This is a genomic window from Amycolatopsis sp. NPDC058986 (assembly GCF_042741125.1).
Classification (GTDB): domain Bacteria; phylum Actinomycetota; class Actinomycetes; order Mycobacteriales; family Pseudonocardiaceae; genus Amycolatopsis.
In genome coordinates, this window is the sequence record NZ_JBHYJW010000002.1 from 304927 (window position 1) to 328959 (window position 24033).

General features: G+C 70.1%; 18 protein-coding genes. 11 read left to right on the top strand and 7 right to left on the bottom strand.

Going from position 1 to position 24033, the window contains the following annotated elements; all coding sequences use genetic code 11:
• Positions 1-84 precede the first annotated feature (84 nt).
• Positions 85-876 carry an SGNH/GDSL hydrolase family protein gene (locus ACFW0G_RS03355; protein WP_378323066.1) on the bottom strand — a complete coding sequence of 264 codons (792 nt, stop codon included), beginning with the start codon at positions 874-876 and terminating at the stop codon, positions 85-87.
• A gap of 151 nt (positions 877-1027) precedes the next feature.
• On the opposite strand from ACFW0G_RS03355, the gene ACFW0G_RS03360 reads away from it, so the two are divergent.
• Complete coding sequence (locus ACFW0G_RS03360) at positions 1028-1615, top strand: TetR/AcrR family transcriptional regulator (RefSeq protein ID WP_378323067.1); 588 nt, start codon at positions 1028-1030, stop codon at positions 1613-1615.
• Between the two features lie 67 nt (positions 1616-1682).
• On the top strand, positions 1683-2180 hold the full coding sequence (locus tag ACFW0G_RS03365; protein WP_378323068.1) for a hypothetical protein: 498 nt from the start codon (positions 1683-1685) through the stop codon (positions 2178-2180).
• Between the two features lie 420 nt (positions 2181-2600).
• Here the strand turns inward: ACFW0G_RS03365 and ACFW0G_RS03370 are convergent, their stop codons facing one another.
• Both ACFW0G_RS03370 and ACFW0G_RS03375 read right to left on the bottom strand, forming a co-directional pair.
• Complete coding sequence (locus ACFW0G_RS03370) at positions 2601-3728, bottom strand: homoserine O-acetyltransferase (RefSeq protein ID WP_378323069.1); 1128 nt, start codon at positions 3726-3728, stop codon at positions 2601-2603.
• Positions 3725-5041, bottom strand: coding sequence for a bifunctional o-acetylhomoserine/o-acetylserine sulfhydrylase (locus tag ACFW0G_RS03375; RefSeq protein WP_378323070.1), 1317 nt, complete (start codon positions 5039-5041; stop codon positions 3725-3727). Before ACFW0G_RS03375 ends, ACFW0G_RS03370 begins: the two co-directional genes overlap by 4 nt.
• 170 nt (positions 5042-5211) lie before the next feature.
• On the opposite strand from ACFW0G_RS03375, the gene rdmE reads away from it, so the two are divergent.
• The gene (gene rdmE, locus ACFW0G_RS03380; RefSeq protein ID WP_378323071.1) at positions 5212-6780 is read left to right on the top strand and encodes an aklavinone 12-hydroxylase RdmE; all 1569 of its coding nucleotides are present in this window, start codon (positions 5212-5214) and stop codon (positions 6778-6780) included.
• A 36-nt stretch (positions 6781-6816) separates the two neighbouring features.
• Here rdmE and ACFW0G_RS03385 read toward each other — a convergent pair whose 3' ends face one another.
• Positions 6817-7074 (bottom strand): VOC family protein, encoded by a 258-nt coding sequence (locus ACFW0G_RS03385; protein WP_378323072.1) that lies wholly within the window; start codon positions 7072-7074, stop codon positions 6817-6819.
• Between the two features lie 68 nt (positions 7075-7142).
• Between ACFW0G_RS03385 and ACFW0G_RS03390 the strand changes: the two genes are divergently transcribed.
• The 3 genes from ACFW0G_RS03390 to ACFW0G_RS03400 are packed head-to-tail and all read left to right on the top strand — an operon-like array spanning position 7143 to position 9433.
• The gene (locus ACFW0G_RS03390; RefSeq protein WP_378323074.1) at positions 7143-7493 is read left to right on the top strand and encodes a PadR family transcriptional regulator; all 351 of its coding nucleotides are present in this window, start codon (positions 7143-7145) and stop codon (positions 7491-7493) included.
• Positions 7490-7804, top strand: a complete 315-nt coding sequence (locus ACFW0G_RS03395; RefSeq protein ID WP_378323075.1) for a VOC family protein — start codon at positions 7490-7492, stop codon at positions 7802-7804. The genes ACFW0G_RS03390 and ACFW0G_RS03395 overlap by 4 nt, the downstream gene beginning before the upstream one ends.
• A gap of 60 nt (positions 7805-7864) precedes the next feature.
• The gene (locus ACFW0G_RS03400; RefSeq protein WP_378323076.1) at positions 7865-9433 is read left to right on the top strand and encodes a PucR family transcriptional regulator; all 1569 of its coding nucleotides are present in this window, start codon (positions 7865-7867) and stop codon (positions 9431-9433) included.
• A gap of 228 nt (positions 9434-9661) precedes the next feature.
• Here ACFW0G_RS03400 and ACFW0G_RS03405 read toward each other — a convergent pair whose 3' ends face one another.
• Positions 9662-10603 (bottom strand): zinc-binding dehydrogenase, encoded by a 942-nt coding sequence (locus tag ACFW0G_RS03405; RefSeq protein ID WP_378323077.1) that lies wholly within the window; start codon positions 10601-10603, stop codon positions 9662-9664.
• 196 nt (positions 10604-10799) lie between these two features.
• On the opposite strand from ACFW0G_RS03405, the gene ald reads away from it, so the two are divergent.
• The 5 genes from ald (at position 10800) to ACFW0G_RS03430 (ending at position 19036) form a co-directional block, all read left to right on the top strand.
• Positions 10800-11915 carry an alanine dehydrogenase gene (gene ald / locus ACFW0G_RS03410; protein ID WP_378323079.1) on the top strand — a complete coding sequence of 372 codons (1116 nt, stop codon included), beginning with the start codon at positions 10800-10802 and terminating at the stop codon, positions 11913-11915.
• Positions 11916-12446: 531 nt separating this feature from the next.
• Complete coding sequence (locus ACFW0G_RS03415) at positions 12447-13562, top strand: ABC transporter ATP-binding protein (protein ID WP_378323080.1); 1116 nt, start codon at positions 12447-12449, stop codon at positions 13560-13562.
• Complete coding sequence (locus tag ACFW0G_RS03420) at positions 13562-14443, top strand: ABC transporter permease (protein ID WP_378323081.1); 882 nt, start codon at positions 13562-13564, stop codon at positions 14441-14443. The genes ACFW0G_RS03415 and ACFW0G_RS03420 overlap by 1 nt, the downstream gene beginning before the upstream one ends.
• 125 nt (positions 14444-14568) lie before the next feature.
• On the top strand, positions 14569-18339 hold the full coding sequence (locus ACFW0G_RS03425) for an ABC transporter ATP-binding protein (RefSeq protein WP_378323083.1): 3771 nt from the start codon (positions 14569-14571) through the stop codon (positions 18337-18339).
• Between the two features lie 91 nt (positions 18340-18430).
• Complete coding sequence (locus ACFW0G_RS03430; RefSeq protein ID WP_378323084.1) at positions 18431-19036, top strand: DUF4291 domain-containing protein; 606 nt, start codon at positions 18431-18433, stop codon at positions 19034-19036.
• A gap of 65 nt (positions 19037-19101) precedes the next feature.
• On the opposite strand, the gene ACFW0G_RS03435 is transcribed toward ACFW0G_RS03430, so the two are convergent.
• Together ACFW0G_RS03435 and ACFW0G_RS03440 are read right to left on the bottom strand one after the other, a co-directional pair.
• Positions 19102-19488, bottom strand: a complete 387-nt coding sequence (locus tag ACFW0G_RS03435; RefSeq protein WP_378323085.1) for a hypothetical protein — start codon at positions 19486-19488, stop codon at positions 19102-19104.
• On the bottom strand, positions 19485-24032 hold the full coding sequence (locus tag ACFW0G_RS03440; RefSeq protein WP_378323086.1) for an RHS repeat-associated core domain-containing protein: 4548 nt from the start codon (positions 24030-24032) through the stop codon (positions 19485-19487). Before ACFW0G_RS03440 ends, ACFW0G_RS03435 begins: the two co-directional genes overlap by 4 nt.
• Position 24033 lies beyond the last annotated feature (1 nt).

Sequence of the window (24033 nt, forward strand, 5' to 3'; positions counted from 1 at the left end):
CCGGACGCAGACAGGTTAGCAGTCGTTAACTCCTCTCGGATGTTAACGACTGCTAACCCGGATGTCCAGCGACGAGGGCGAGGATCAGCCGATCTTGGCCTTCAGTGCCGCGTAGTAACCACTGGACTGCCCCGCCGCCGTCGGGTGGTAGGACTCCGCCACCGGCCAGGTCAGGCTGTGCAGCCACCAGTCGGACGAGCAGATCTCGTGCCCGCTGAACGGCGAGCGCATGTCGACGAACGTGGCCCCGGCGGCCGAAGCACGCTGGGAGATCGTCGACGCGAGAGCGTCCGAACCGGAGTTGATCGCCGAGCGCTTCGTGTCGGACAGGCCGACGTTGCACGAGCCCGGCACCTTGTACATGTGCGGGTAACCGAGCACGACGAGCTTCGCGTTCGGCGCCTTCTGCTTGATGGTGCCGTAGACCTTGTCGAGCAGGCCGGGCAGCGTGCCGTTGACGTAGGTCTTCGCCTGGTTCACCCGGTTGACACAGGTCTGGTCGTCGTTGAGCGTGCAGGTCTTGATCACGTCGGTGAATCCGGCGTCGTTGCCGCCGACGGACACGGTGACCAGGGTGGTCCCCGAGGTCACTGAGGAAGCCTGGTTGACGACGTCGCCCGTGCGAGCCCCAGAACAGGCGACGAAGGTGAGCTTGGTGCCCGAATGGGCGTTGGTCCAGAGTTGCGGATAGGCGTTGGAGCTGCGCATGCAGTCGCCGGAGTTGCCGTAGTCGCCGGCGCCGACGCCGGAGGAGTAGGAGTCGCCGAGGGCTGCGTAGGTGGTCGCCTGGATCGCGTTCGCGGTCCCGGCGAGGCCGAACGTGGTGAGAGCGGTGACGGCCACGGCCGTGCACCAGCGGATGAGGGGACGGGTCATAGTCACTCCTTCGTGACAGCCTTACATGAAGGAAGCATTACAGGTGGGTCCTCCACGAGGAACCCCTAGAAAACCGCGTAACCGCATGGCCTAGTCAGGAAGTCGTGGTCACTTGTTAGCGGTTGTTAACCGGCCGCCCTACTATGACCAGATGGCGGCGAACCCCACCCCACTCGCGAACGGCGCGAAGGCGAACAGGCGCGAACAGATCATGGCCGCGGCCGCCGAGCTGTTCGCGCACCACGGTTTCCACGGTGTCGGCATCGACGACATCGGCGCCGCCGTCGGGATCTCCGGGCCCGCCCTGTACCGGCATTTCCGCAGCAAGGACTCGATCCTCGGCGAAATGCTCAACTCGATCAGCCGCTACCTGCTCGACGGCGGAAGCGCGCGGGCCGGCCTCGGCGAGCCGAAGGACGTGCTGGCCGAGCTGGTGCGTTTCCACGTCGACTTCGCGTTGCAGCATCCGGCGTTGATCACGGTGCAGGAGCGCAACCTCGCGAATCTCACCGACAGTGACCGCAAGCAGGTGCGCGCCCTGCAGCGGCAGTACGTCGAGGTGTGGGTCCGCGCGATCCGGGACACGGTACCCGGGCTGAGCGAACGACGGGCCCGGTCAGCGGCACACGCCGTGTTCGGGTTGATCAACTCGACCCCGTACAACCGCCATCTCGGTGACGAGGAACTGGCCGAGCTGCTGTGCCGCCTCGCGCTCGGTGCGTTGCGCGCGGCCGAGTGAGGGGCACGCCACCGGGCCGGGTTCCGGGTATCCCCACGATCACCGATGCTGGTGTTTGATAGGGGCTGTGGACCCGGACAGGAGCGAGGACGAGCGGCGGCTCGTCGAGAAAGCGCAGCGCGCGCTCGTCGCGATCAGCCTCGGCGAGGACGCCGAGGCGCTGGACCAGGTCGCGCCCACGTCGGCCGAGCCGCAGGCCCGCTCGGACGAGACGAAAGCGCTGATGCTGCTGCTTTTCGGCGAGTGCAGCGCGATGGTGTCGACGCTCGGGGACGGCGGCAGCGCACCGGTGAAGGTGCAGGTGTTCGACGAGGCGGGCGAGGAGGTCTCGATCGACCAGGCCGACCCGCCCGTGCGGACGGCCGTGCGGACGCTGCTGGCCGAGGTGCACGGCAACACGGCGGCCGCGCAGGAACAGGTCGAGATCGCGCTGGCGAACGCGGCCCCGGACGAGGTCGACTCGCTCGTGCTGCAGGCCCTGCGCTGGACGATCCGGCTGTCGGTCGAATGCCTGGACCGCGACCTCCCGGTGGCCCCCTGGATCTCCGACGCCGTGGCAGGCTGACTCTCGTTTCCCTTGCCCACCAGGGCTTTCCCACACTCGCGGCCACGGCTGCCCTGCTCTGGGTATCCCCCACCCTCCCAGGGGGCGACCCCGCAACCAGTCTACCGCCCTGACCCGACAAAACCGGCGTGACGGCCGTGACGAGCGGGATTTGTCCACAACCGCTCCATAGCTGTGGACAACCCCGGAAATCGGGGGCCTGACAGGGTCTTGGAGCGGCTCGACGGGCGGACGGGTGAGTAGGCGCGGGGGGGGCGTCCCGAACGACGCGTTGAGGACGTTGATCGTCTCGAACGCGTCGTTCGGGACATCAGTGAGCCTCGGATGTGCTGAAGGACGCCTTCGGTGCACTCGATGCAACGATGGCGTCCTTCAGCACGGCCAACGCACTGAAAGCGTCCTTCAGCACCTCGCCGCCGACTACCCCAGCAGCGACTTCGCCAGCGCGGCGATCTGGTCGGTCTCGATCAGGAACGAGTCGTGCCCGTAAGGCGACGCGATCACCGACGCCTCTCCCGCCCCGGCGATTCCGCGCGCGATTTCCGCCGTCTGGTACGGCGGGTACAGCCGGTCGCTGTCGACGCCCGCGACCACAGCCCGCGCGCGCACCCGGCCCAGCGCGGCGGCCACCCCGCCGCGGTCCCGTCCGACGTCGTGGGTGTTCATCGACTCCGTCAGCACGACATAGCTGCCCGCGTCGAAGCGCCGCACCAGCTTGTCCGCGTGATGGTCCAAATAGGACTCCACGGCGAACCGCCCGGCGCGCAGCGGGTCCTCGCCGTCCTGATACCGGCCGCCGAAGCGCTCCGCCAGTTCGGGTTCACTCCGATAGGTGACATGCGCGATCCGGCGGGCGATGCCGAGCCCCGCCGCGGGCCCGGCGCCGAAACCGTAGTAGTCGCCGCCGTGCCAATGCGGGTCCGCGCGGATCGCGTGCAGTTGTGGCGCCGCCCAGCCGATCTGCTCGGCCGACGCCCGCGCGGCCGAGGCCAGCACCAGGACCGATGCGACCCGCTCGGGTAAACCGACCGCCCATTCGAGCGCGCGCATCCCGCCCATCGAACCGCCGAGCACGGCGGCCCACCGCTCGATGCCCAGCGCGTCGGCCAGTACCGCCTCGGCGGCCACCTGGTCGCGCACGGTCACCGCGGGGAAGCGGCTGCCCCAGGCGCGGCCGTCCGGATCCGGCGAGGACGGCCCGGTCGAGCCCTGGCAACCACCGAGCACATTCGGGACCACGACGAAGAATTCGCCGGTGTCGAGCGCCCGTCCCGGCCCGATCAGCCCGTCCCACCAGCCGGGGCTGGGGTGTCCGGGCCCGGCGGGACCGGCGGCGTGACTGTCGCCGGTGAGCGCGTGCTCGACGAGGATCGCGTTCGACGCGTCCCGGTTCAGCGTTCCCCAAGTCTCAAAGGCGATCGCGAACTCCGGCAGCACGCCACCGGCCTCCAGCCGCAGCGGGCCGGGGCCGGTGATCCACTGGCGTCGGCCCAGTGGATCCCCCGCCCGCCACGCTCCCGTGACGGGCGGGACACCGGTATCGCTCATAGGACCGCCTTCGCCGCCCGGAATCCGGCTTCGAGGTCGGCCTTCAGGTCCTCGATCCCCTCCAGCCCGACGGCGAGCCGCACGAGACCGGGCGTGACACCGCTGGACAGCTGCTCCTCCGGCGAAAGCTGGCTGTGCGTGGTCGACGCCGGATGCACGATGAGGCTTCGCACGTCACCGATGTTAACCAGCTGACTGTGCAATTCGGTCCCGTCGACGAATGCGCGTCCCGCCTCGACACCGCCGCGCAGATCGAACGACAGTACCGCGCCGGCACCCCGCGGCAGATACTTCCGCGCCGCCGCGTGGTGCGGGCTGGACGGCAGACCGGCGTAGTAGACCTTCTCGACCTCGTCGCGCTGTTCCAGCCATTCCGCGAGCGCCCGCGCGTTCGACACATGCCGCTCGATGCGCAGCGACAGCGTCTCGATTCCTTGCAGGATAAGGAAACTGTTGAGCGGTGCGATCGCGGCGCCGGTGTCGCGCAGGAGCTGCACGCGTGCCTTGGCCGCGTACGCGCCGGGCCCGAGCGCCTCCCAGAACTTCAGGCCGTGGTAGCTCGGGTCGGGCTCGGTGAAGCCGGGGAACTTCGCCGGATCCTTGCCGAAATCGAACGTCCCGCCGTCGACGAGCAGCCCGGCCACCGTCGTGCCGTGCCCGCCGAGGTACTTCGTCGCGGAATGCACGACGACGTCGGCGCCGTGCTCGATCGGCCGCAGCAGGTACGGCGTCGGCACCGTGTTGTCCACGATGAGCGGGACGCCCGCCGTGTGCGCGACGTCGGCGACCCCGCGGATGTCGAGGACGTTGCTGCCGGGATTGGCCAGCGTCTCGGCGAAGAGGAGCTTGGTGTTCGGGCGGATGGCGGCACGCCACTGGTCGAGGTCGTCCTGGTCTTCGACGAACGACACCTCGATGCCCAGCTTCGGCAGTGTGTAGTGGAAAAGGTTGTACGTGCCGCCGTAGAGCGCCGGGCTGGAGACGAAGTGGTCGCCCGCGTTCGCGAGGTTCAGGATCGCCGCGGTGGTCGCCGCCGTGCCCGAGGCGAAAGCCAGCGCGGCGACCCCGCCTTCGAGCGCGGCGATCCGCTGCTCCAGCACGTCCTGGGTGGGGTTGTTGATGCGCGTGTAGATGTTGCCCGCCTCGGCGAGGCTGAACAGGTCGGCGCCGTGCTGGCTGTCGCGGAAGACGTACGACGTCGTCTGGTAGATCGGTGTCGCCCGCGCGCCGGTCGCCGGATCGGGCACCGCGCCCGCGTGGATCTGCTTGGTCTCGAAGGACCACGCAGCAGTCTCGGATGCGTCGGCACTCATGGATTCTCCTTGCGGCTCAAGGGGTCGACAGGGATTCGAAACCAGCTGGGACTCGAAGCTAGCTGGGCCGAACGGAGCAGCCCAAGGGCTCCCACGAGATGGGAGTTGACAGAATTATCTCTCTAGCTAAGATATCTCTGGGATCAAAATTCACAGGCAGGGAGATAATCATGGAGGAGCGGGTACAGGTCCTCGTCGTCGGCGCCGGGCTCGGCGGGCTGTCGGCGACGATGTTCCTGGCACAGCGGGGAATCGACGTGCTGACGGTCGAGCGGCACGCGAGCACGGCCATCCACACGAGGGCGACCGGGCAGACCCCGCGCACGATGGAACTGTTCCGCTGGGCCGGGATCGACGACGCGGTGCTGAACGCGAGCCCGCGCGCGTCGAAGGGGCTGCGCATCACGGTCGCGTCGAGCCTGGCCGGCCCGGTGTTCAACCGGATCATGGACGACTTCAACGAGCCGGACTTCTCGGCGGCCACGTCGATGCCGTTCGGGATGGCGGGCCAGGAGGTCGTCGAGCCGATCATGCTGGCACAGGCGGAAAAGTCCGGCGCGCGGGTACGCTTCCGCACCGAACTGATCGCGTTCACCCAGGACGCGGACGGCGTCACGGCGACGCTGCGCCATCGCGATTCCGGCGAGGAAACCGTGGTGCGCGCCGGCTACCTCGTCGCGGCCGACGGCGGGCGCAGCGGAATCCGGGAAAACCTCGGCATCACGACCCAGGGCAAGGGCGTACTGGGACACAACCTCGGCATCGTGTTCGACGCGGACCTCGGGGAACGCGTCAAGCCGGGCATCACCGACCTGTTCTACCTGCAGCACCCGGAGTTCGTCGGCGGCCTGTCCAATACGGACATTCCCAACCGGTATGTGTTCTCCCTGGACTACTTCCCGGAGAAGGGGCAGAGCCCGGCGGACTTCCCGCCGGAGCGGATCGTCGAGCTGATCCGGCTGGCGACCGATCTTCCCGAACTGGAACCACGGATCCAGTGGACCGGCCCGTGGGAGATCGCGGCGCGGATCGCCGAGCGATTCCGCTCCGGCAGGGTGTTCCTGATCGGGGACGCGGCGAAGGTGACGCCGCCGACCGGAGGGCAGGGCGGAAACACCGCGGTCGGCGACGGCGCCGACCTCGCCTGGAAACTGGCGGCGGTGTTACGCGGCGACGCGGGCGACGAACTGCTCGACACCTACGAGGCCGAGCGTCGTCCGATCGCCGAGATGATCGTGAACGCCTCGCTGCACAACCTGAAGGAGCGAATGCGGCCGGATCTCGACGTCTCCGATCTGGCGCCGCCCGAGGATCCGTTCGCGGCGGTGCTCGGCTTCCGCTACCGGTCGACCGCCGTCCTCGCCGAGGACGACGACGCGGCCCTCTGCGAGAACCCGCTGGAGCCGAGCGGGCGACCCGGCTTCCGCTTCCCCGACGTCCCGATCACGGTCGACGGCTTCACCAAGTCCACTGTGGACGTTTTCGGGCACGAGTGGGTGGTGTTGTGCGCCGAGGACGGGTCGCGGTGGTGCCCGGCGGTCGCCGACATCGCGGCCGAGACGGGAATCCGGCTCGTCTGCCACGTGCTGAACGCTTCGTCCGCCGCGCGCTCCGGCCTGGCGACCGGTGGCGCGAGCCTGGTGCGGCCGGACGGGATCGTCGCGTGGCGCGGCGTCGAGCCGGTCGCGGATCCGGCCGGGGAGCTCTGGAACGTGCTGGGGCGGGTGCTCAGCCGATGAGAAGTGGCTCGTGAGCGTTCTGACCGGCTGGGACGCTCACGAGTCCTTCCGCTGCAACGCGAACCGGTTCCCCTCGGAGTCGAGGAACAACGCCCACCATCCCCACGGCTGCTTCTCCGGCTTGGCTGGGAACTCGACGCCCTTCGCCGAGAGTTCCTCGTACGTCTTCTCGATGTCGTCGGCGTAGGGCGCGTCGGTGGTGATCGGGAAGCCGACGATCTCCGACCAGAACTTCGTCGCCCGCGCCTGGTCCCGGACTCCCAGCACGACCTTGGTGACCCCCTGGATCGTCATGGACGTCTCCCTCTCTTCCCGGATATATCCACCATGGATACAACCAGTTCGGACTGTAGACTGCCGGGATGGCCGAAGGCAACCCACCGCTCACCCCCGCGGCGTTCCAGGTCCTGCTCGCCATGGCGAACGGGCCGCTCGGCCGCGCACACGGTTACGGGATCATGGGTTTCCTCGGCGACATCACCGACGGGGCCGTCCAGTTGGGCCCCGGGACCCTCTACCGCACGCTGACCCGGCTGGCCGCCGACGGGCTCGTCGAGGAGGTACCCGGCGACAGCGCCGATTCCCGCCGCCGCTACTACAGCCTCACCCCCGCCGGTCGCGAAGCCGTGGCGCGCGAGGCCGCACTGCTGGCCAGGCTCGTCGCGGCGGCGGGCGAGGCCGGGCTCCTCGAAGGCCGGGCGGAAAGCGCGTGAGCCGCACGCTCGGGCTGGTCCCCCATCTGTTCGTCCGTGACGTCGACGCGGCGCTTTCGTTCTACACCAAGGCGTTCGACGCGATCGAGCTGTTCCGCACGGCGCTGCCGGACGGGACCGTGCTCTTCGTCGACGTTGCGCGCCGCGCGGTCTTCGCCGGGGCGCGGGTCGAGGCTCCGGTCGAGGAGTTGTTCTTCGGCGAGCGCTACGGGCGCGTCGTCGACCCGGACGGGCATCGGTGGGCGCTCACGACGAAACGAGAGCGGTTCACGCCCGAGGACATCGACGCGCGCACCCCGCCCCAGGTCTGATCGCCACGTCGAGGATGCCGGTATCGAGCGGGCGACCGGCGGGTCGGACACAATGTCTCCGTGGTCTCGGTGCGCAACGTGGTCGACAGGGTGGGGCCGACGCTGCTCCACGCGCTCCAGCTGCCCGAAGACCCGCCCGCCGTCGCCGACGTCGTGATCGCCGAACCCGGCGGATCGTCCAGCTTCTCCGGCGGCGACCTCGTGCTGGGCGTCGCCGTCACGGAGGCGGCCGATGCCGCCGAACTCGTCAAGGCGAGTGCGCGCCAGGGTGCCGCGGCGGTGTTGCTGAAGCCGCCCCTCGCGGCCAAGCCGACGGTGAAGCGCGCGGCGAAGTCGGCCGGGATCGCACTGGTCCAGGTGCACGCGGCGACGTCGTGGGCGCAGCTGGTGTGGCTGCTCCGCACCGTCCTCGACGCGCTCGCCGACGAGTCGGAGTCGCTGGAAAACGGCGGCGATCCCGGCTCCGGCGACCTGTTCCGCCTCGCCGACGCCGTGGCCGCGGTCGTCGACGCGCCGGTGACCATCGAGGACACGAACTCGCGCGTACTCGCCTACTCGGCGCGGCAGGACCTGACCGACCCCGCGCGCGTCGCGACGATCATGGGCCGCCGCATCCCCGACGACGTGCTGGCGCGTTTCCGCTCCCGTGGCGTGTTCCGGGAGCTTTCCCGCGGCAGGCAGACGATCTTCGTGCCCGCCCAGCGCGACGGCACGCTGCCCCGGCTCATCGTGCCGATCCGGATGGGCGGCGAACTGCTCGGTTCGATGTGGGCGGTCGTGGCGGGACCGGTGTCGGAGGAGCGTGCGGCCGCGTTCGCCGACGCCGCCCCCGTCGTCGCGCTGCATCTGCTCCGTCGGCGCGCGCACACCGACGCGCAGCGCCGCGCCACCGCCGAACTCCTGCGCGCCGTCCTCGAAGGACGCGCGACGCCGCGTAAGGCAATGGCCGAGCTGGACCTGTCCGACGAACCCCACCGCGTGGTCGTCATCGAGGTCGCAGGCGGCGACGGCCGGGACGCCGAAGGCCCGCGATTGGCTTTGCTGGAACGGATTTCCCAGGGCATCGGCCGCCGTCCGGTCGCCACGGAACTGGGCGGCCTGCTCTACGCCGTCGTGCCGGACACCACCGGCCCGGGTGGCTGGAACGAGCTGCGGACCGCGTTGACCGAGCAACCCGCGAAGCGCCGGGGCGGCATCCTGCGAGCCGCTGCGGGGTCGGCAGGGGAAATCGGCGATCTCGCCGTGTCGCGCGCGCAGGCCGACGAAGCGTTGGGGCTCCTGCGCGCCGACCTGGTCGACGAGCACGTGGTCGCCTTCGAGGAGGTGTGGACCGCGCTCGCCCTGCACCGCGCCGCGACGTCGGGCGCGGCGGCGAAGGTGGCCGACCTGGGACCGCTGAAAGCGCTCCACACCCACGACCAGGCGAACCGCGCGGGCTACGCCGACACGTTGTACGAATGGCTGCGGCACCCCGGCGACCCGCGCGCGGCGGCCAGGGAACTGCGGATCCATCCCAACACCCTGCGCTACCGGATGCGGCGGCTGCTCGAACTGGTCCCGCTCGACCTCGACGATCCCGATGTGCGGCTGGCGCTGATCACCCAGCTGGTCGCGTTGCGGTGGAGCTGACCGGTTTGTCCGTGGCGAGGAGGTCCCTCGGCGTACCGGACCGCTCTGAAGGGGTCCTTTACAGCACTCAGCGCCGTGAAGGGGGCCTTCACGGCATCACAATCCACAAAGGACATTACCGGCCGCCGCGGCTCGGCGAGTAGCCCGGATTCCGTTCGCGCGGCACAGATCTTCCGGTCGCGCCCTCGGGTCCGAAGGCCCGCGCGGTGAAGGTGATCCCGACGTCCATCACGCCACCAGCAGGGTCTTGCCGACGGTCCCGCGCGTCTGGATCGCGGTGTGCGCGTCGGCGGCGCGGTCGAGCGGGAACCGCTGCCCGATCACCGGGGCGAGCCTGCCCAGCGCCGCCTCGGCGAGCGCCGATTCGGTGAACGTCCGCATTTCCTCCGGCCCGCCGATCGAACGCACCAGCGTCACCCGGCGCGCCTGAGCGTCCTCTTCGGACACTTCGGCCCACGTCCCGCTGGCGAGCCCGTACATCGCCATCCGGCCGCCTGCACGCAGCAGCCCGAACGCCGTGGTGCCGACCGCCCCGCCGACTCCGTCGAAGACGACGTCCACCGCGCCCACCCGCTCCGCCCAGTCCGGTTCGCGGTAGTCGACCGCGAGATCCGCGCCGAGTTCTCGTACTCGCGCGGCCTTTTCCGCCCCGCCCGCCGCACCGACGACCTCGGCTCCCGCCGCCTTGGCGAGCTGGACGAGCAGGCTCCCCACCCCGCCCGCCGCGGCCTCGACCAGCACCCGCTCCCCCGGCGCGACGCGGGTGGCGTGGACGAGACCGGTCGCGGTCCTGCCGTCGGCGAGCAGCGCCACCGCGACGTCGGTGTCCAGCTCGTCCGGCACCGCGAACACCGTCGCCGCGTCCACCGCCGCCCGCTGCGCGTAGCCCCCGGAACCCCCGGTCGAGGTCACCACGCGCCTGCCGATCAGCGCGGAGTCCACATCGGACCCGACCGCGCTGATCACCCCGCCGACGCCGTTGCCCGGGATCATCGGCAGTTCCGCCCGGTACGGGCCGGCGCCCGTGGCCCGGAACTGCGTCTCCACGAAGGTGACGTTGACGAACGCCACCTCGATCAGGACCTGCCCCGGTCCCGCCACCGGATCGGGTGCCTCCCCCGGGACGAGCACCTCGGGCCCGCCGAACTCTCGTAGCCACACCGCGCGCATGAACACCCTTCCCTCACCGGATCAGCAGGCACACAGCGTGCAACCTCGACCGGACTCGAGGTCAAGAACACTGTTCTCACGGCACCAGGTTTTCCGCCGAACTTTGTTCTCGGAGCATGATGACACCGCCGTCCGGGTACATCACCGTGAGTGGCACCACGACTTGCACACGCAGAACCCGCCTCAGGAGGCAGCAGTGCGTATCGCCGTTCCCCGGGAGATCAAGCGGCACGAGTACCGGGTCGCGCTCACCCCCGCGGGTGTGCACGAGCTGGTCACCCACGGCCACGACGTGTTCGTGGAGACCGGGGCGGGCGTCGGCTCGTCCATCTCCGACGAGGAGTACGTGTCCGCCGGCGCGAAGATCCTGGCCACCGCCGACGAGGTGTGGGCCGAAGGCGAGCTCGTCCTCAAGGTGAAGGAGCCGATCGCCGAGGAGTACCCGCGCCTGCGCTCGGGCCAGGTGCTGTTCACCTACCTGCACATCGCCGCGGACCGGCCGCTGACCGACGCGCTGCTGTCCTCGGGCGTCACGGCGATCGCCTACGAGACGGTGCAGCAGCCGAACGGCGCGCTGCCGCTGCTGGCCCCGATGTCGGAGGTCGCGGGCAGGCTGGCTCCGCAGGTCGGCGCGTTCGCGCTGATGAAGCCGAGCGGTGGCCGCGGCGTGCTGCCGGGCGGTGTCCCCGGTGTGCACCCGGCACGGGTCGTCGTGATCGGCGGCGGTGTCGCGGGCCTCAACGCCGCGCGCGTCGCGCTGGGCCTCGGCTCGGACGTGGAGATCCTGGACACGAACGTGGATCGGCTGCGGCAGATCGACAACGACTTCGGGGGCCGGATCCGGACCGTGACGTCGAACCGGCTGTCGATCGAGGAATCCGTGCTGCAGGCCGACCTCGTCGTCGGCGCCGTGCTGGTGCCGGGCGCGAAGGCGCCGAAGCTGGTGTCGAACGACCTCGTCGCGCGCATGCGGCCGGGCAGTGTGCTGGTGGACATCGCGATCGACCAGGGCGGCTGCTTCGCCGACTCGCGGCCGACCACGCACGACGACCCGACCTACCAGGTGCACGAGTCGGTCTTCTACTGCGTCGCGAACATGCCCGGCGCGGTGCCGCGGACCTCGACCTACGCCCTGACGAACGTGACGCTGCCCTACGCCGTGCAGCTCGCCGACCACGGCTGGCAGCAGGCTCTCCGCGCCGACGCCGCCCTCGCCAAGGGCCTGAACACCCACGACGGCCACCTCACCAACGAACCCGTCGCCGTCGCCCACTCCCTCCCCCACACCGACCTGGCCACCGTCCTCGCCTAACCCAGACCCTTTTTCCCGCTGAGGGCCCCCCGAGACACACCTCGAGGGGCCCTCACTCTTACGCTGGGTCAGAAGTGACAACAAGGCCAGGGCCGCCAGGCCCGAAGCCGACTCCGATGCCAAAGGAACCACGCTGGGTCGGAAGTTGCCGCACCGTGGGGGTCCGGGGGCTCGGCCCCCGGGTAGTACGAGGACCTTGGGAAGCGCGAAGCGCGAACAAGATAAGGGCGACCCGCTCAACCAGCCTGGGGGTCACTGGGAGCGGGCCGCCGTGTTCCAGTCTAAGTAATGCGCGCCGAGTTCGCTGCACCGGGGTGCACAAACTGCCGATTTCGTTGTGTAGCTCACGGCAAGTACGTCTTCACCAGCCGAAAATCGGGGGTTTCGGGCACGGAGAGCTACTTGGGCCGCACCGCGGGCGAACGTGACGAAGGTCGCCGGGGCACGGTTAGGGGCGTTCCGCACGCACGTTCGGCCCGGGTGAGGCAGGATGGCGCCCGATTCAACCTCGGGTGACAAAAAGGGGACGGTATGCACGACGGCAGCGGCCGGATAGTGGTGCAGAACCTCGGCAAGCAGTTCGGCCCGGTCAACGCGGTGCAGAACCTGAGCTTCACGGTCGAGCCGGGCTCGGTGACGGGCTTCCTCGGCCCGAACGGCGCCGGTAAGACGACGACGTTGCGGATGCTGCTGGGGCTGGTCACGCCGACGACGGGGGTGGCGACGATCAACGGCCGCCCGCACGATCAGCTGGGCAATCCGGCGCGGGTGGTCGGTTCGGTGCTGGAGAACGAAGGGTTCCATCCGAGCAGGACCGCGCGGAATCACCTGCGGGTGTACGCGGCGGCGATCGGTGTCCCGGATCAGCGTGCCGACGAGGTGCTCGGGCTGGTGGGGCTCGGCGCGGCGGCGGACCGGAAGGCGGGCGGGTTCTCGCTCGGTATGCGGCAGCGGCTGGCGCTCGCGACGGCGTTGCTGGGTGACCCGCAGGTGCTGGTGCTCGACGAGCCGACGAACGGGCTCGATCCGGAGGGCATCCTGTGGCTGCGGAACTTTCTGCGGGGGTACGCGCAGCAGGGCCGGACGGTGCTGGTGTCGAGTCACCTGCTCAACGAGGTCGAGCAGACGATCGACCAGGTCGTCATCATCAGCCAGGGCATGACGCGGTACTACGGTTCGCTCGATCAGCTGCGCAAGAGCCAGCAGTCGCGGGTGCTGGTGCAGCCCGCCGACGCGGCGGGGCTGGCGAAAGCCTTGCAGGAGAACGGGATCACGCAGGTGACGCCGACGCCGGACGGGCGGGTCGCGGTGAGCGGGTCGTCGGTGCAGCAGATCGGTGACCTTGCGGCGAAGGCCGGGATCGCGGTGTACGGGATGCAGGAGGAGACCGCCGATCTGGAGCGGCTGTTCTTCCAGCTCACCCAGGGTCAGTACGCGGGCGCGCCCGCGTACCAGCAGGGACCACCGCCCGGATACGGGCCGCCTCAGCAGCAGGTCCCGCCGGGGTACGGCCCGCCGCCCGGGTATCAGCAGCAGGGGCCGCCGCCGGGGTATCAGCCAGGGCAGCCGCAACAACAGCAGTCACCACCACAGCCGCAGCCGCAACAGCAGCAGGGGCAGCACGACGGCTGGGGAGGCCAGCGCTGATGGGGAACCTGATCAAGGCGGAGTTCCGCAAGACGCTGACGCTCAACACCTGGTGGGTGCTGCTCATCCCGCTCGTGGTGGTGTCGTTCGGCCTGACGTTCGTCTGGGGCCGGATCACCAACAACTTCGCCTCCTACATCGGGCGCGGCACGGCGAGGGAGATCGCCGCGTCGGTCGGCCTGAACGCGGACGCGCTGCCGGTGGGCATGCTGGCGATCGCGCACGGCGTCAACATCGCGCAGATCATCCCGGCGCTGTTCGGGGTGTTCGCGCTCGCGGGCGAGTACCGGAGCAAGACGATCACGACGACGTTCCTCACCGCGCCGAACCGGCTGACCGCGCTGTCCGCGAAGATGCTCACCTACATCATGTGGGGCGTGCTCTACGGCCTCGTGAGCTTCGGGGTGTCCGCGCTGGCGACGGTGCTCAGCGTGGACTCCGGGCGGCTGCCGAGCGGACCGCAGTGGCTGGCCGCGCTGGGCGGGACCGTGCTGGCTTCGGTGCTGGTGATGCTGTTCGGCATCGGGTTCGGCGCGGTGCTGCGCAATGTCACGCTCGCCGTGGTGCTGCTGCTCGTGTGGTTCCTGATCGTGGAGAACGTCCTGGTGGTCTCGATGTGGGGCGTCACCGACGTCCTCGGCGGGATCCTGCCGAACGGCACCGCGAACGGGATCGTCGGCGGGATCGCGGCGAACGCCTTCGGGATCAACACGCTGAACCTGCCCGACGGGGTCGACCACTGGTCGCAGCTGGGCCTGCAGCTCGCCGCCGGCGCGCCCGGCGTGTTCTCGTGGTGGGCCTCGGCGTTGATCTTCTTCGCGTGGACGATGGTGTTCTTCGCCGCGGGCTGGGCCGGGAACCAGCGCCGCGACATCACCTGAGCCGCCAAGCGCGGTAAGGCCGCTGAAGGCCACTTTGAGGGAATTCACGTCCCTCAAGGTGGCCTTCAGTACGTCCGGAAGGTCAGGCGGCGAAACTTGTCGGGGGTGGCGCTTAATGTGGAGAAGTGACCACCACCCCGACCCGCGCCCGGCAAGGGCTCCCGGCGGCTGAGACGGCGGACCGGCAGCCCGGCTGGGCCCGCCGGATCGCCGCCGCCTGCTGGGCGCACCCCGCCCTCGTCGTGCTCTCGCTGTGCGCGGCGATCCTCGGCGTGGGCCTGCAGGCCGCGAGCCCGCTGCTGGTGCGGGCGGCGGTGGACGACGCGGTGGCGGGGCGGACGGAGCAGCTCGGTGTGCTCGCCGCGGCGCTGGTCGGCCTGCAGCTGCTGACCTTCGCCAGCGCGTTCGCCCGGCGGTACGTCGGGGGCAGGCTCGCCCTCGACGTCCAGCACGACCTGCGGCGCCGGGTGTTCGGCGCCATTTCCCGGCTCGACGGCGGCAAGCAGGACTCGCTGCGCACCGGCCAGGTCGCCTCCCGCGCCATCACCGATCTGCAGCTGATGAGCGCGCTGCTCATGCAGTTCCCCATTTCCACCGGCTCGGTGATCTTCTCGGTGCTCGCGCTCGGCGCGATGCTGTGGATGTCCCCGGTGCTCACGCTCATCGCGCTCGTGGTCGGGCCCGCGGTCGGGATTGTGGTGGCGCGCAGCAGGAAACGGCTTTTCCCGGCCACCTGGTCCGCGCAGCAGCGCGCCGCCGACGTCGCCCAGCACGTCGAGGAAACGGTTTCCGGGGTCCGCGTGGTGAAGGGTTTCGGGCAGGAGGAGCGCGAGGTCTCCCGCCTGCGCCGCACCGCGCGGTTGCTGTTCGCCGAGCGGCTGCGCGCCGCGAAGCTCGCCGCGGTGCCGACCGCGACGACCTCGGCGCTGCCCGCCGCCGGGCAGGTCGCCGTGCTCGCGTTCGGCGGTCTCCTTGCCATGCACGGCACCATCAGCCTCGGCACGTTCCTCGCCTTCGCGACGTATCTGGCCGCGCTGATCGGCCCGGCGCGGATGCTCTCCTCGTTCGTCGTGCAGGCGCAGCTGACCCGTGCGGGCGCGGAGCGGGTGTACGAGCTGATCGACGCACAGCCCGAGGTCCGGGAGCGGGCGGACGCGGTGCCGCTGCCGGACGGGCCGCTCGGGATCCGGCTCGAGGACGTCCGGTTCGGCTACACCCGCAGCGAGCCGGTGCTCGACGGTCTGTCCCTGGAAGCCAGACCGGGGGAAACGCTGGCGCTGGTCGGCACGGCGGGGTCGGGGAAATCGACGATCTCCCTGCTGCTGCCCCGGTTCTACGACGTCCACGCGGGCACGGTCGAGGTCGGCGGTGCCGACGTGCGGGACGTACGGCTGAAGGATCTGCGGCAATCGATCGGCGTGGTGTTCGAGGAGGCGTTCCTGTTCTCCTCGTCGGTGCGCGAAAACATCGCCTACGGCAGACCGGACGCGAACGAGGCGGAGATCGTCGCGGCGGCGCGGGCGGCCGAGGCGGACGAGTTCATCCGCGCGCTGCCCGAGGGCTACGACACCCAGGTCGGGGAGCGCGGGCTGACGCTGTCCGGCGGTCAGCGCCAGCGGCTCGGGCTGGCCAGGGCGCTCATGACCGATCCACGCGTGCTCGTTCTCGACGACGCGACCTCGGCGATCGACACGGTGACCGAGGCCGCGATCCACGAAACACTGCGCTCGGTGACCGCGAGCCGGACGACACTGCTGATCGCGCACCGGCGGTCCACCCTGGCGCTCGCCGACCGGATCGCGGTACTGGACGCGGGCCGCGTCGTCGACGTCGGCACCGAGGCGGAGTTGCTGGAGCGCTGTGCCCTGTTCCGCGAGCTGGTGGCCGGGCCGGGTGACGACGTCGAGGAGAAGTGCCGGTGCGAGGGCCTGGAATGCGGCCCGTCCGGGATCACCCCGGCGCTGTGGCCGCGTGACGATTCCCGCGACGAGGTCGACGATCTGGCCGACGCGGCGAGGGAACGCAGCTCCGCCGGCGCGGCGGGCAGCGGGTTCGTCGGCGGCCGGGGCGATGGCGCGGCGCTCGCCCTTCCCCCGACACAGGAACTGCTGGACGGCGTCCGGGCACTCCCGCCCGCGAAGGACCGGCCCCGGCTGTCCGATGTGGACATCACGGCACCCGACCCCGGCTTCCGGCTCGGCCGCCTGCTGCGCCCGGTGCGCTGGCCGCTGATCGCGGTGATCGGCCTCGTCGCGGCCGACGCGCTGGCCTCGATCGCGCTGCCCGCGCTGTACCAGCAGGGCGTGGACCACGGCGTGCGCGCGGGGGTGGCCTGGGTGGTGTGGCTGCTGGCCGGGATCGGCGCGCTGGTGATCGCGGCCGACTGGCTGATCGTGCACCTCCAGACCCGGCTCACCGCGAAAGTCGGCGAGACCGTGCTCTACAGCCTGCGGGTGCGCAGCTACGCGCATCTGCAACGGCTCGGCCTCGACTACTACGAGCGCGAGCTCGCCGGGAAGATCATGACCCGGATGACGACGGACGTCGACGCGCTCTCGACGTTCCTGCAGACCGGGGTCGCGACGGCGGTCGTCTCCGTGCTGACACTGGCCGGGATTTCCGTGGCACTGTTAGTGATCAACGCGACGCTGGCCGCGTACGCGCTCGCCGTGCTGCCCGTCCTCCTCGTGGCGACGGTGATCTTCCGCAGGTTCGCTTCGCGCGCCTACGACGAGGCCCGCGAGCGGGTCAGCGTGGTCAACGCCGACATGCAGGAGAACCTCAGCGGCCTGCGCGTCGCCCAGGCCTACACCCGCGAGGAGCGTTCCGCGGCGGCGTTCGCCGAACGCAGCTGGGACTACCGGCGCTCCCGGCTGCGCGCGCAGGCCTACATCGCCACCTACTTCCCGCTGGTGGCGTTCCTGTCCGATCTGGCGACGACCACGGTGCTGGTCGTCGGCGCGAACCGGGTGGCGAGCGGGGTGCTGTCCGCGGGTGTGCTGGTCGCGTTCCTGCTCTATCTCGAACAGTTCTTCTCGCCGATCCAGCAGCTGTCCTCGGTGTTCGACGGCTACCAGCAGGCACGCGTCGGGCTGAACCGCATCGGGGACCTGCTGCGCACGCCGACCTCGGTCCCCGCGGCCGAGCATCCGGTCGCGGTCCCGGAGCGGCTACGCGGCGAGGTCAGCTTCAAGGAGGTCGATTTCGCTTACACCGCAACGGAAAACCTCGCACTGGCGAACCTTTCGCTCGACGTCGCCGCCGGCGAGACCGTCGCGCTGGTCGGGGCGACCGGCGCCGGGAAGTCGACAGCGGTGAAGCTGATCGCGCGCTACTACGACGTCACCGGCGGCGAAGTCCGCATCGACGGCACCGACGTCCGCGAGTACGACCTGTCGGGGCTACGCGGCCGGATGGGCGTAGTCCCCCAGGAGGCACATCTGTTCTCCGGCACGGTGGCGGACAACGTCCGCTACGGCCGTCCGTCCGCCACCGACGCGGAGGTGGAGGCCGCCGTCCGCGCCGTCGGCGCGCTGGACGGGGTCGCCGCGCTGCCCGCGGGCTTCCGGCAACCGGTCGGGGAACGTGGCCGTTCCCTGTCCGCGGGGCAGCGTCAGCTCGTCGCCCTCGCCCGCGCCGAACTCGTCGAGCCGGACATCCTGCTCCTCGACGAGGCCACCGCCGCACTGGACCCGGCCACCGAATCGGCCGTCCTGCGTGCCACCGACCAGCTGACCCGGCGCCGCACCACCTTCGTCGTCGCGCACCGCCTGGCCACCGCCGCCCGCGCCGACCGCATCATCGTGCTCGACCACGGCCGCGTCATCGAACAAGGCACCCACGCCGAACTGCTGGCCGCCGGCGGCCACTACGCCCGCCTCTGGTCCCTGGCATGACCCGCGAGTCCCCCACTCAGGATCAGGCCACAGTGGACAGACCAACGGAAATGACATCGCTCGCCGCCCCGGATCCTGCCACCATCACGGCATGAACGACCGAATTCCCCGCCGGCAGATCCGGGCGGTGCACACCGAGACCACCATCCGGGTCTACCAGGCCTACAACGCCGAAATCGCCGACGCGGCGCTCGACGCGGGCACCTTCGTCGCCCCGTTCAAGCGGGAGCGGATGACGTGGATCAAACCGTCCTTCCTGTGGATGGCCTACCGCTGCGGCTGGGGAAGTAAACCGGGCCAGGAACGCGTCCTCGCCGTCGACATCTCCCGCGACGGCTTCGCCTGGGCGCTTCGGCACGCGGCGCTCAGCCACTACGACCCGGAGTTCCACGCCGACGAACAAGCCTGGCGAGCCAGTATGAAGACGAGCCCGGTCCGCCTGCAGTGGGATCCGGAACGCGACCTGCGGCACCGGCCGCTGTCGCATCGCAGCGTCCAAATCGGACTCAGCGGCGAAGCCGTCGACCGCTACGTCGACTCGTGGATCACCGGCATCACCGACGTCACCGCCACCATGCACGCCATCCAGGCACACCTCGCCGAGGGCCGCACCGCGGACGCCGAGAACCTGCTCCCCGCGGAGAAGCCCTATCCGCTGGACCCGCGGCTGGCCGCGTCGATCGGCATTTCCGCCTGATCGCCGAACCGCGTCGTCGCGCCCAGCGGCCGACGGTCGCGATACGGTCCACAGTGGACACCGCGCTAGGCGGGCACGACCTGCCAGCCACCGTCGAAGGTGCTGACGTACCGATCGTCCACCCCGGCGGCGTTCAACACCGCGAGGGTGGCCGCCGCCCGGGTCGCGGTGGCGTCGATGTCGGCGAGGTTCATCAGCACCTGTTCCAGCCGCACCGCGTGGTCCGGATCCGCCAGGAGCCGGAGGCCTTCCTCGGCGCCGGCGATCGCGGCGTCCACGAATTCGGCGTCCGTGCCCGGCTGCACGGACGCGCGGTCGTCGGCCGGGACCGCCCAGACCACCGCCGGGCTTCCCGCCTCGCGGCGGACAAGGCGGACCTTCGCGTGCCCGAAGTAACCACGCCCGCCCTGCTGGCGCCGCAACCGGTGTTCTCCCACGGCCTCGGCCGTCATGTGGGTCTCCTTGTCTGCAAAAGGTGGTAGACGCTGCTGGAGAAGTAGTTCTCCGGCCCGAAGTTCCCGGTGTTACGCCGGACGTGGTCGTAGCCGTGCCTGCCCTCCGAGTTCCAGATGGCGGTCGCGGTGTCATCGTCCATAGTGGTCAGATCCGCGGAGCGGAGCCGGTCGAAGTCCTCACCCGAGATGTGGTGCTCCAGGATCTCCGCGTTACCGCCGCGGGCATTGACCCGTTCCAGATAGCGCTCGGCCTGCTCCCTGGTCTCCCAGGTGTAGAGGCCGGGGCCGAACTCGTCGCGTGACGTGCCGTGGTCGAAACCGGACGGCCACGGCTCACCTCCCTGGTTCAGCAGCCGCTCGGCGTCCGCTGGGTCCTGCACGCTGTAGAAGGTCTGGCACGGGGTGAGCCCCATCGGGTCGATGGCCGCCGTGGGATTGGACACGTACGCCTGCGGGTGCGGGGACCCCGCGATCCCCAGCGGGTCGTTCGAGGTGTACCGGCCGGTCTCCGGGTCGTAGTGCCGGAAGTTGTTGTAGTTCAACCCGGTCTCGGGGTCGAAGTACTGGCCGGGAAACCGCAGCGGCGTCCGGGCACCCTCGGTCGCGGGCGCGATCTCCTGGCCCCACAGGTTCGCCTGGCGCCGCCAGACCACGGTTCCCGTCGTGTCGACGAGTTCGGACGGCGTGCCGACGAGGTCGGTGACGATGGAGTAGAACGCCTCGTCCACCCAGTCCTGCCCGCGTTCGTCACCGCGGACACGGTCGGTCTGGCTCAGCGCGCGGAAGCTTCCCGGCTCCCAGTTCCACGTCGTGGCATACGCGTCGTCCCGCACCTGCTCGGCCAGCGTCATGCCGTCCCAGGTGAAGTCGACACGCTCGGCGATCTCGCCGTCCGCCGCGAGCCGGAGCTTCGCGATCCGCCTGCCCAGCGGGTCGTAGTGGTACCGCCACCGCGTGCCGTCCGGGGTCACGACGCCGCTCAGCTTGTCGTCGGCGTCCCATTCGTAGCGCCAGACCTCGTTCTTCGCGGAAAGACGTTCCCGGGTGCGGCACACCACCCGGCCTTGGCTGTCGTACTGGTACCGGATGTTCCCCGCGCGTTTCACGAGCACACCTGCGGCCTCGTGCCCGGTGGCGGAACCCGGCCACTCGGCCGAAACGATGTTGCCCGAGGCGTCGTAGGAGTACCGCTCGGACCAGCCGGTGCCCTGGACGCCGGTGATCCGGGCGACCTGGTCGAGTTCGAAGACCCGGTCACCGAGGAGGTGATCCCGGACGGCGGTCAGCCGCCCGTCCCTGGCGTATTCGTACCCCCGCTGCTGGACGAGCTGCGCGCGGCCGGCGGTCCCGGACGGCCCGGTGGTGACCGCGGACACGGTCTGGCCGACGAGCCGGTGGTTCGCGTCCCACGCCTGCGCGAGGATGGTGCCCGTGTCGAGCAGCCGTTCGGTCTCCCTGCCCGCCGCGTCGTAGCCGAAGCTCAGCGTCCGCTCACCCAGCCGCGCCTTGACCGGCTGCGCGCCGGCCCCGTATTCCCAGCGGGTTTCGGCGCCCGTGGGCGTGCGGCGCACCGTCCGGCGGCCGAGCGCGTCGTACACCGACTCCACCGCCCGCCCGTTGACGGACTCCCGAAGCACCCTGCCCCGCGCGTCCCGGGTGAACACGAGTTCGGTGTGCGCGTTGCGCGCACTCGCCATCCGGCCCGCGGCGTCGTATTCGAAACTTTCCACGACCTCGCCGTGGCTGCGCCGGACGAGCCTGCCGAGTACGTCACGCTCGAACCGGACCACCTCGCCGGCGCCGTTGGTCCGCTGCACCAGATTCCCGGCCGCGTCGTGGACGTACCGGACACGGCGGCCCATGAAGTCGGTCTCTTCGACCAGCTGTCCGGCGGCGTCGTACTCGTAGCGCCAGGTCAGGCCGTCGGGATTGGTGACCGAGGTCAGGCGCAGCAACGGATCGTAGCCGAAGGTCAGCCGGGTGCCGTCCGGGCGGATTTCGGCGGCGGGCAGATCGAAGTGGGTGGTCTCGACAGCGCTGACCCGGCCTTCCGGGTCGATCGACGCGATCCGGTTGCCCTCGCCGTCGTACCGCCACCGCCGCACACTGCCGTCGGGTGCGGTCTGGCTCAGCAACCTGCCCTCGACCGTCCAGGACAGCCGCGTGACACCGCCCATCGGGTCGGTGATCGTGGTGACCCTGCCGAACTGGTCACGGCCGTACCGGTAGACCGAGCCGTCGGCCGCGATCTCGACGACAGGCAGTCCGGCGGCGTCGGTCTCGGTCCGGCGAGTCCGGCCGAGCGCGTCGGTGACCGCCGCCAGCTGGCCCTTTTCGTCGTACTCGCACCGCGTCCTGGCGCCCATCGGATCGACGACGGTGACGACACGGCCGGCTTCGTCGTACTCCCGGTACCACACCGCGCCGTCCGGGTCCACAGTGGACACCGGCCTGCCGAGGTCGTTGTACTCGGCACTGGCCTCGGTGCCGTCCGGCCGCGTCAGCGCGAGCAGATTGCCCGCGCTGTCGTAGCGGTACCTCGTGGTGTTCCCCAGCGGGTCCGTCCTGGACAGGAGCAGCCCGTCCGCGCTCCATGCCTGGCGGGTCGCGCGGCCCAGCGGATCGACCCGCAGGGTGACGTTACCCGCGGCGTCGAACTCGTAGACCGTGCTGTGCCCGAGCGCGTCGGTGAACCGGGTACTCCGGCCCGCCGGATCGTAGGTGAACGTGCCGTTGAGGAAGCCGCCCGACCCCTGGTTGGCGACACAGCGGCCCTGCGCGTCGTAGAAGTACCGGTACCACTCGCCGTTCCGGTCGGTCCACTGCGTGATCCGGCCTTCGCGGTCATACGTGAACGCCTGCGCCCTGCCCGACGAGTTGCCCACGGCGACGAGATCGCCCGGCCCGTCGTAACGGTAGGTGGCCAGGAGGACGTCCGGACCGGACGCGGCGGCCAGCCACAGCCCGGTGACGCGGCCGGCCTCGGCCGTGACGTTCACCTGATAACCGCCCGAATGACGAATCCGCGTCAGCACGCCGTCCGGCCGTTCGAAGTCGATCCGGTTGCCGGACCGGTCGACCATCGCCGTCAGGAACGACCGCGACGACTCGCTTCCGGCGAAACGCAGGCTGACCCCCGTGTCGCGCCGCCGGATCGTGTAGCCGTCCTCGGTGACCGCCAGCGGCCAGCGCGGCCCCGTTCGCGGAAAGACCTCACCGTGGGGTTCGGGCGCCGGATACACGAGCCGCATTCCGTCGTCGGCGAGGAATACCACGCCGTGCGCGTCGAACTCGAGGCGCTGGTCCACGGTCGAAGCCCAGGAACGGCCGAAGGAAAGCCCCGCGCGGTAGGAAGAAACGTGGACGCGGCGAAGCACGAGCGGCAGCACCGCGGCCAGTTCGACGTCGGTCTGCCCGAGGACCATCTCACCGCTCGACACGTCGATCGGGTCGTTCTCACAGACCCGTCGCTCCAGCGGGGTGTCGGCCTCGCGCGGGTCGCGCGGCCGGTTCGGGCTGCTTTCGCCAGTACCGTGTGACGATCCACCGTCCGCTGTGGACGATGAGTGCGATCCGCCGTCGGTGCTCGAACCGTCTGTTTTGGACGGTGAGCCACCGGTGTCCGATGGCGATTCCTTCGCACTCGACGGCGAGGTCTTCCCGTCCGGGGTCTCGTGAGCGCTCGACGGCGTCGTGTGCTCTTTCGGCACGTGGACGTCGTCAGCGGCATGCTCGGCCTTACGAGCGGCGGACGCGCTCGTGTGCTCGCCACGCTTACCCAAACGCTTGGCCAGTTTGGACAGCTTCTCGATGATCTCGCCCAGCTTTTCGACGATCTTGCGAACCTTCGGGCCCACATTCGAAATCGTCTTGATCAGCTTCCGGATCAACGTCGAAACCTTGTTGATCGTATTCGTGATCGCGGTAGTGGCCTGCACCGCGACCGCCGGGGTCGCGAACCCGAGCGTGCACGCCTCTTCCAGCGCCCACGAGATCAACTTCCCGACCAAAGTCCCGATCAGGTCACGCACAGTCTCCCGCACCGCCGCGACAACCTGGCCCATGACCATGACGCCCGTGGAGATCCCGTCGCAGAGCGACGCCGCCCCGGCCAGCGCGTCCGTCTGCTCGGCGACCTCACCGCGATATCCGTCGGCGCCTTCGCCCGTCCATCCCGCGGTGCCCCCTTTGGCCTCGTTGGCCAGATCCCCGGCGATCGCGTTGACTTCTTTGGACACGTTCGCCCAGGTGTCCGAAAAGGACTGAATCACCGGCGGATTACCGGCCAGCCAGTCGAGACAGTCCTTCAACGGCTTGACGTGCTCGATCAACCAGGAGACGCCGTACTGCGCGAGTGTCCCGATCGGATCGGTGACCAGGGAAAGGACCTCCAGCCCGACACCGACCCCGCCGAGCCCGGCCTCGACCCACGAACCGTCCTTCACCCCGCTCGCCAGATCGTTCGCCGACTCCAGGATCCCGATCCCGGTCACCCCGGTCGTCTGCGACTGCGCCTGCGCCACCAGCGGATTACCGTCCACC

Coding starts and splice junctions, on each gene's coding strand:
- ACFW0G_RS03355 (WP_378323066.1), bottom strand. CDS start 876: ATGACCCGTCCCCTCATCCGCTGGTGCACGGCCGTGGCCGTCACCGCT.
- ACFW0G_RS03360 (WP_378323067.1), top strand. CDS start 1,028: ATGGCGGCGAACCCCACCCCACTCGCGAACGGCGCGAAGGCGAACAGG.
- ACFW0G_RS03370 (WP_378323069.1), bottom strand. CDS start 3,728: ATGAGCGATACCGGTGTCCCGCCCGTCACGGGAGCGTGGCGGGCGGGG.
- ACFW0G_RS03375 (WP_378323070.1), bottom strand. CDS start 5,041: ATGAGTGCCGACGCATCCGAGACTGCTGCGTGGTCCTTCGAGACCAAG.
- rdmE (WP_378323071.1), top strand. CDS start 5,212: ATGGAGGAGCGGGTACAGGTCCTCGTCGTCGGCGCCGGGCTCGGCGGG.
- ACFW0G_RS03385 (WP_378323072.1), bottom strand. CDS start 7,074: ATGACGATCCAGGGGGTCACCAAGGTCGTGCTGGGAGTCCGGGACCAG.
- ACFW0G_RS03390 (WP_378323074.1), top strand. CDS start 7,143: ATGGCCGAAGGCAACCCACCGCTCACCCCCGCGGCGTTCCAGGTCCTG.
- ACFW0G_RS03405 (WP_378323077.1), bottom strand. CDS start 10,603: ATGCGCGCGGTGTGGCTACGAGAGTTCGGCGGGCCCGAGGTGCTCGTC.
- ACFW0G_RS03415 (WP_378323080.1), top strand. CDS start 12,447: ATGCACGACGGCAGCGGCCGGATAGTGGTGCAGAACCTCGGCAAGCAG.
- ACFW0G_RS03420 (WP_378323081.1), top strand. CDS start 13,562: ATGGGGAACCTGATCAAGGCGGAGTTCCGCAAGACGCTGACGCTCAAC.
- ACFW0G_RS03430 (WP_378323084.1), top strand. CDS start 18,431: ATGAACGACCGAATTCCCCGCCGGCAGATCCGGGCGGTGCACACCGAG.
- ACFW0G_RS03435 (WP_378323085.1), bottom strand. CDS start 19,488: ATGACGGCCGAGGCCGTGGGAGAACACCGGTTGCGGCGCCAGCAGGGC.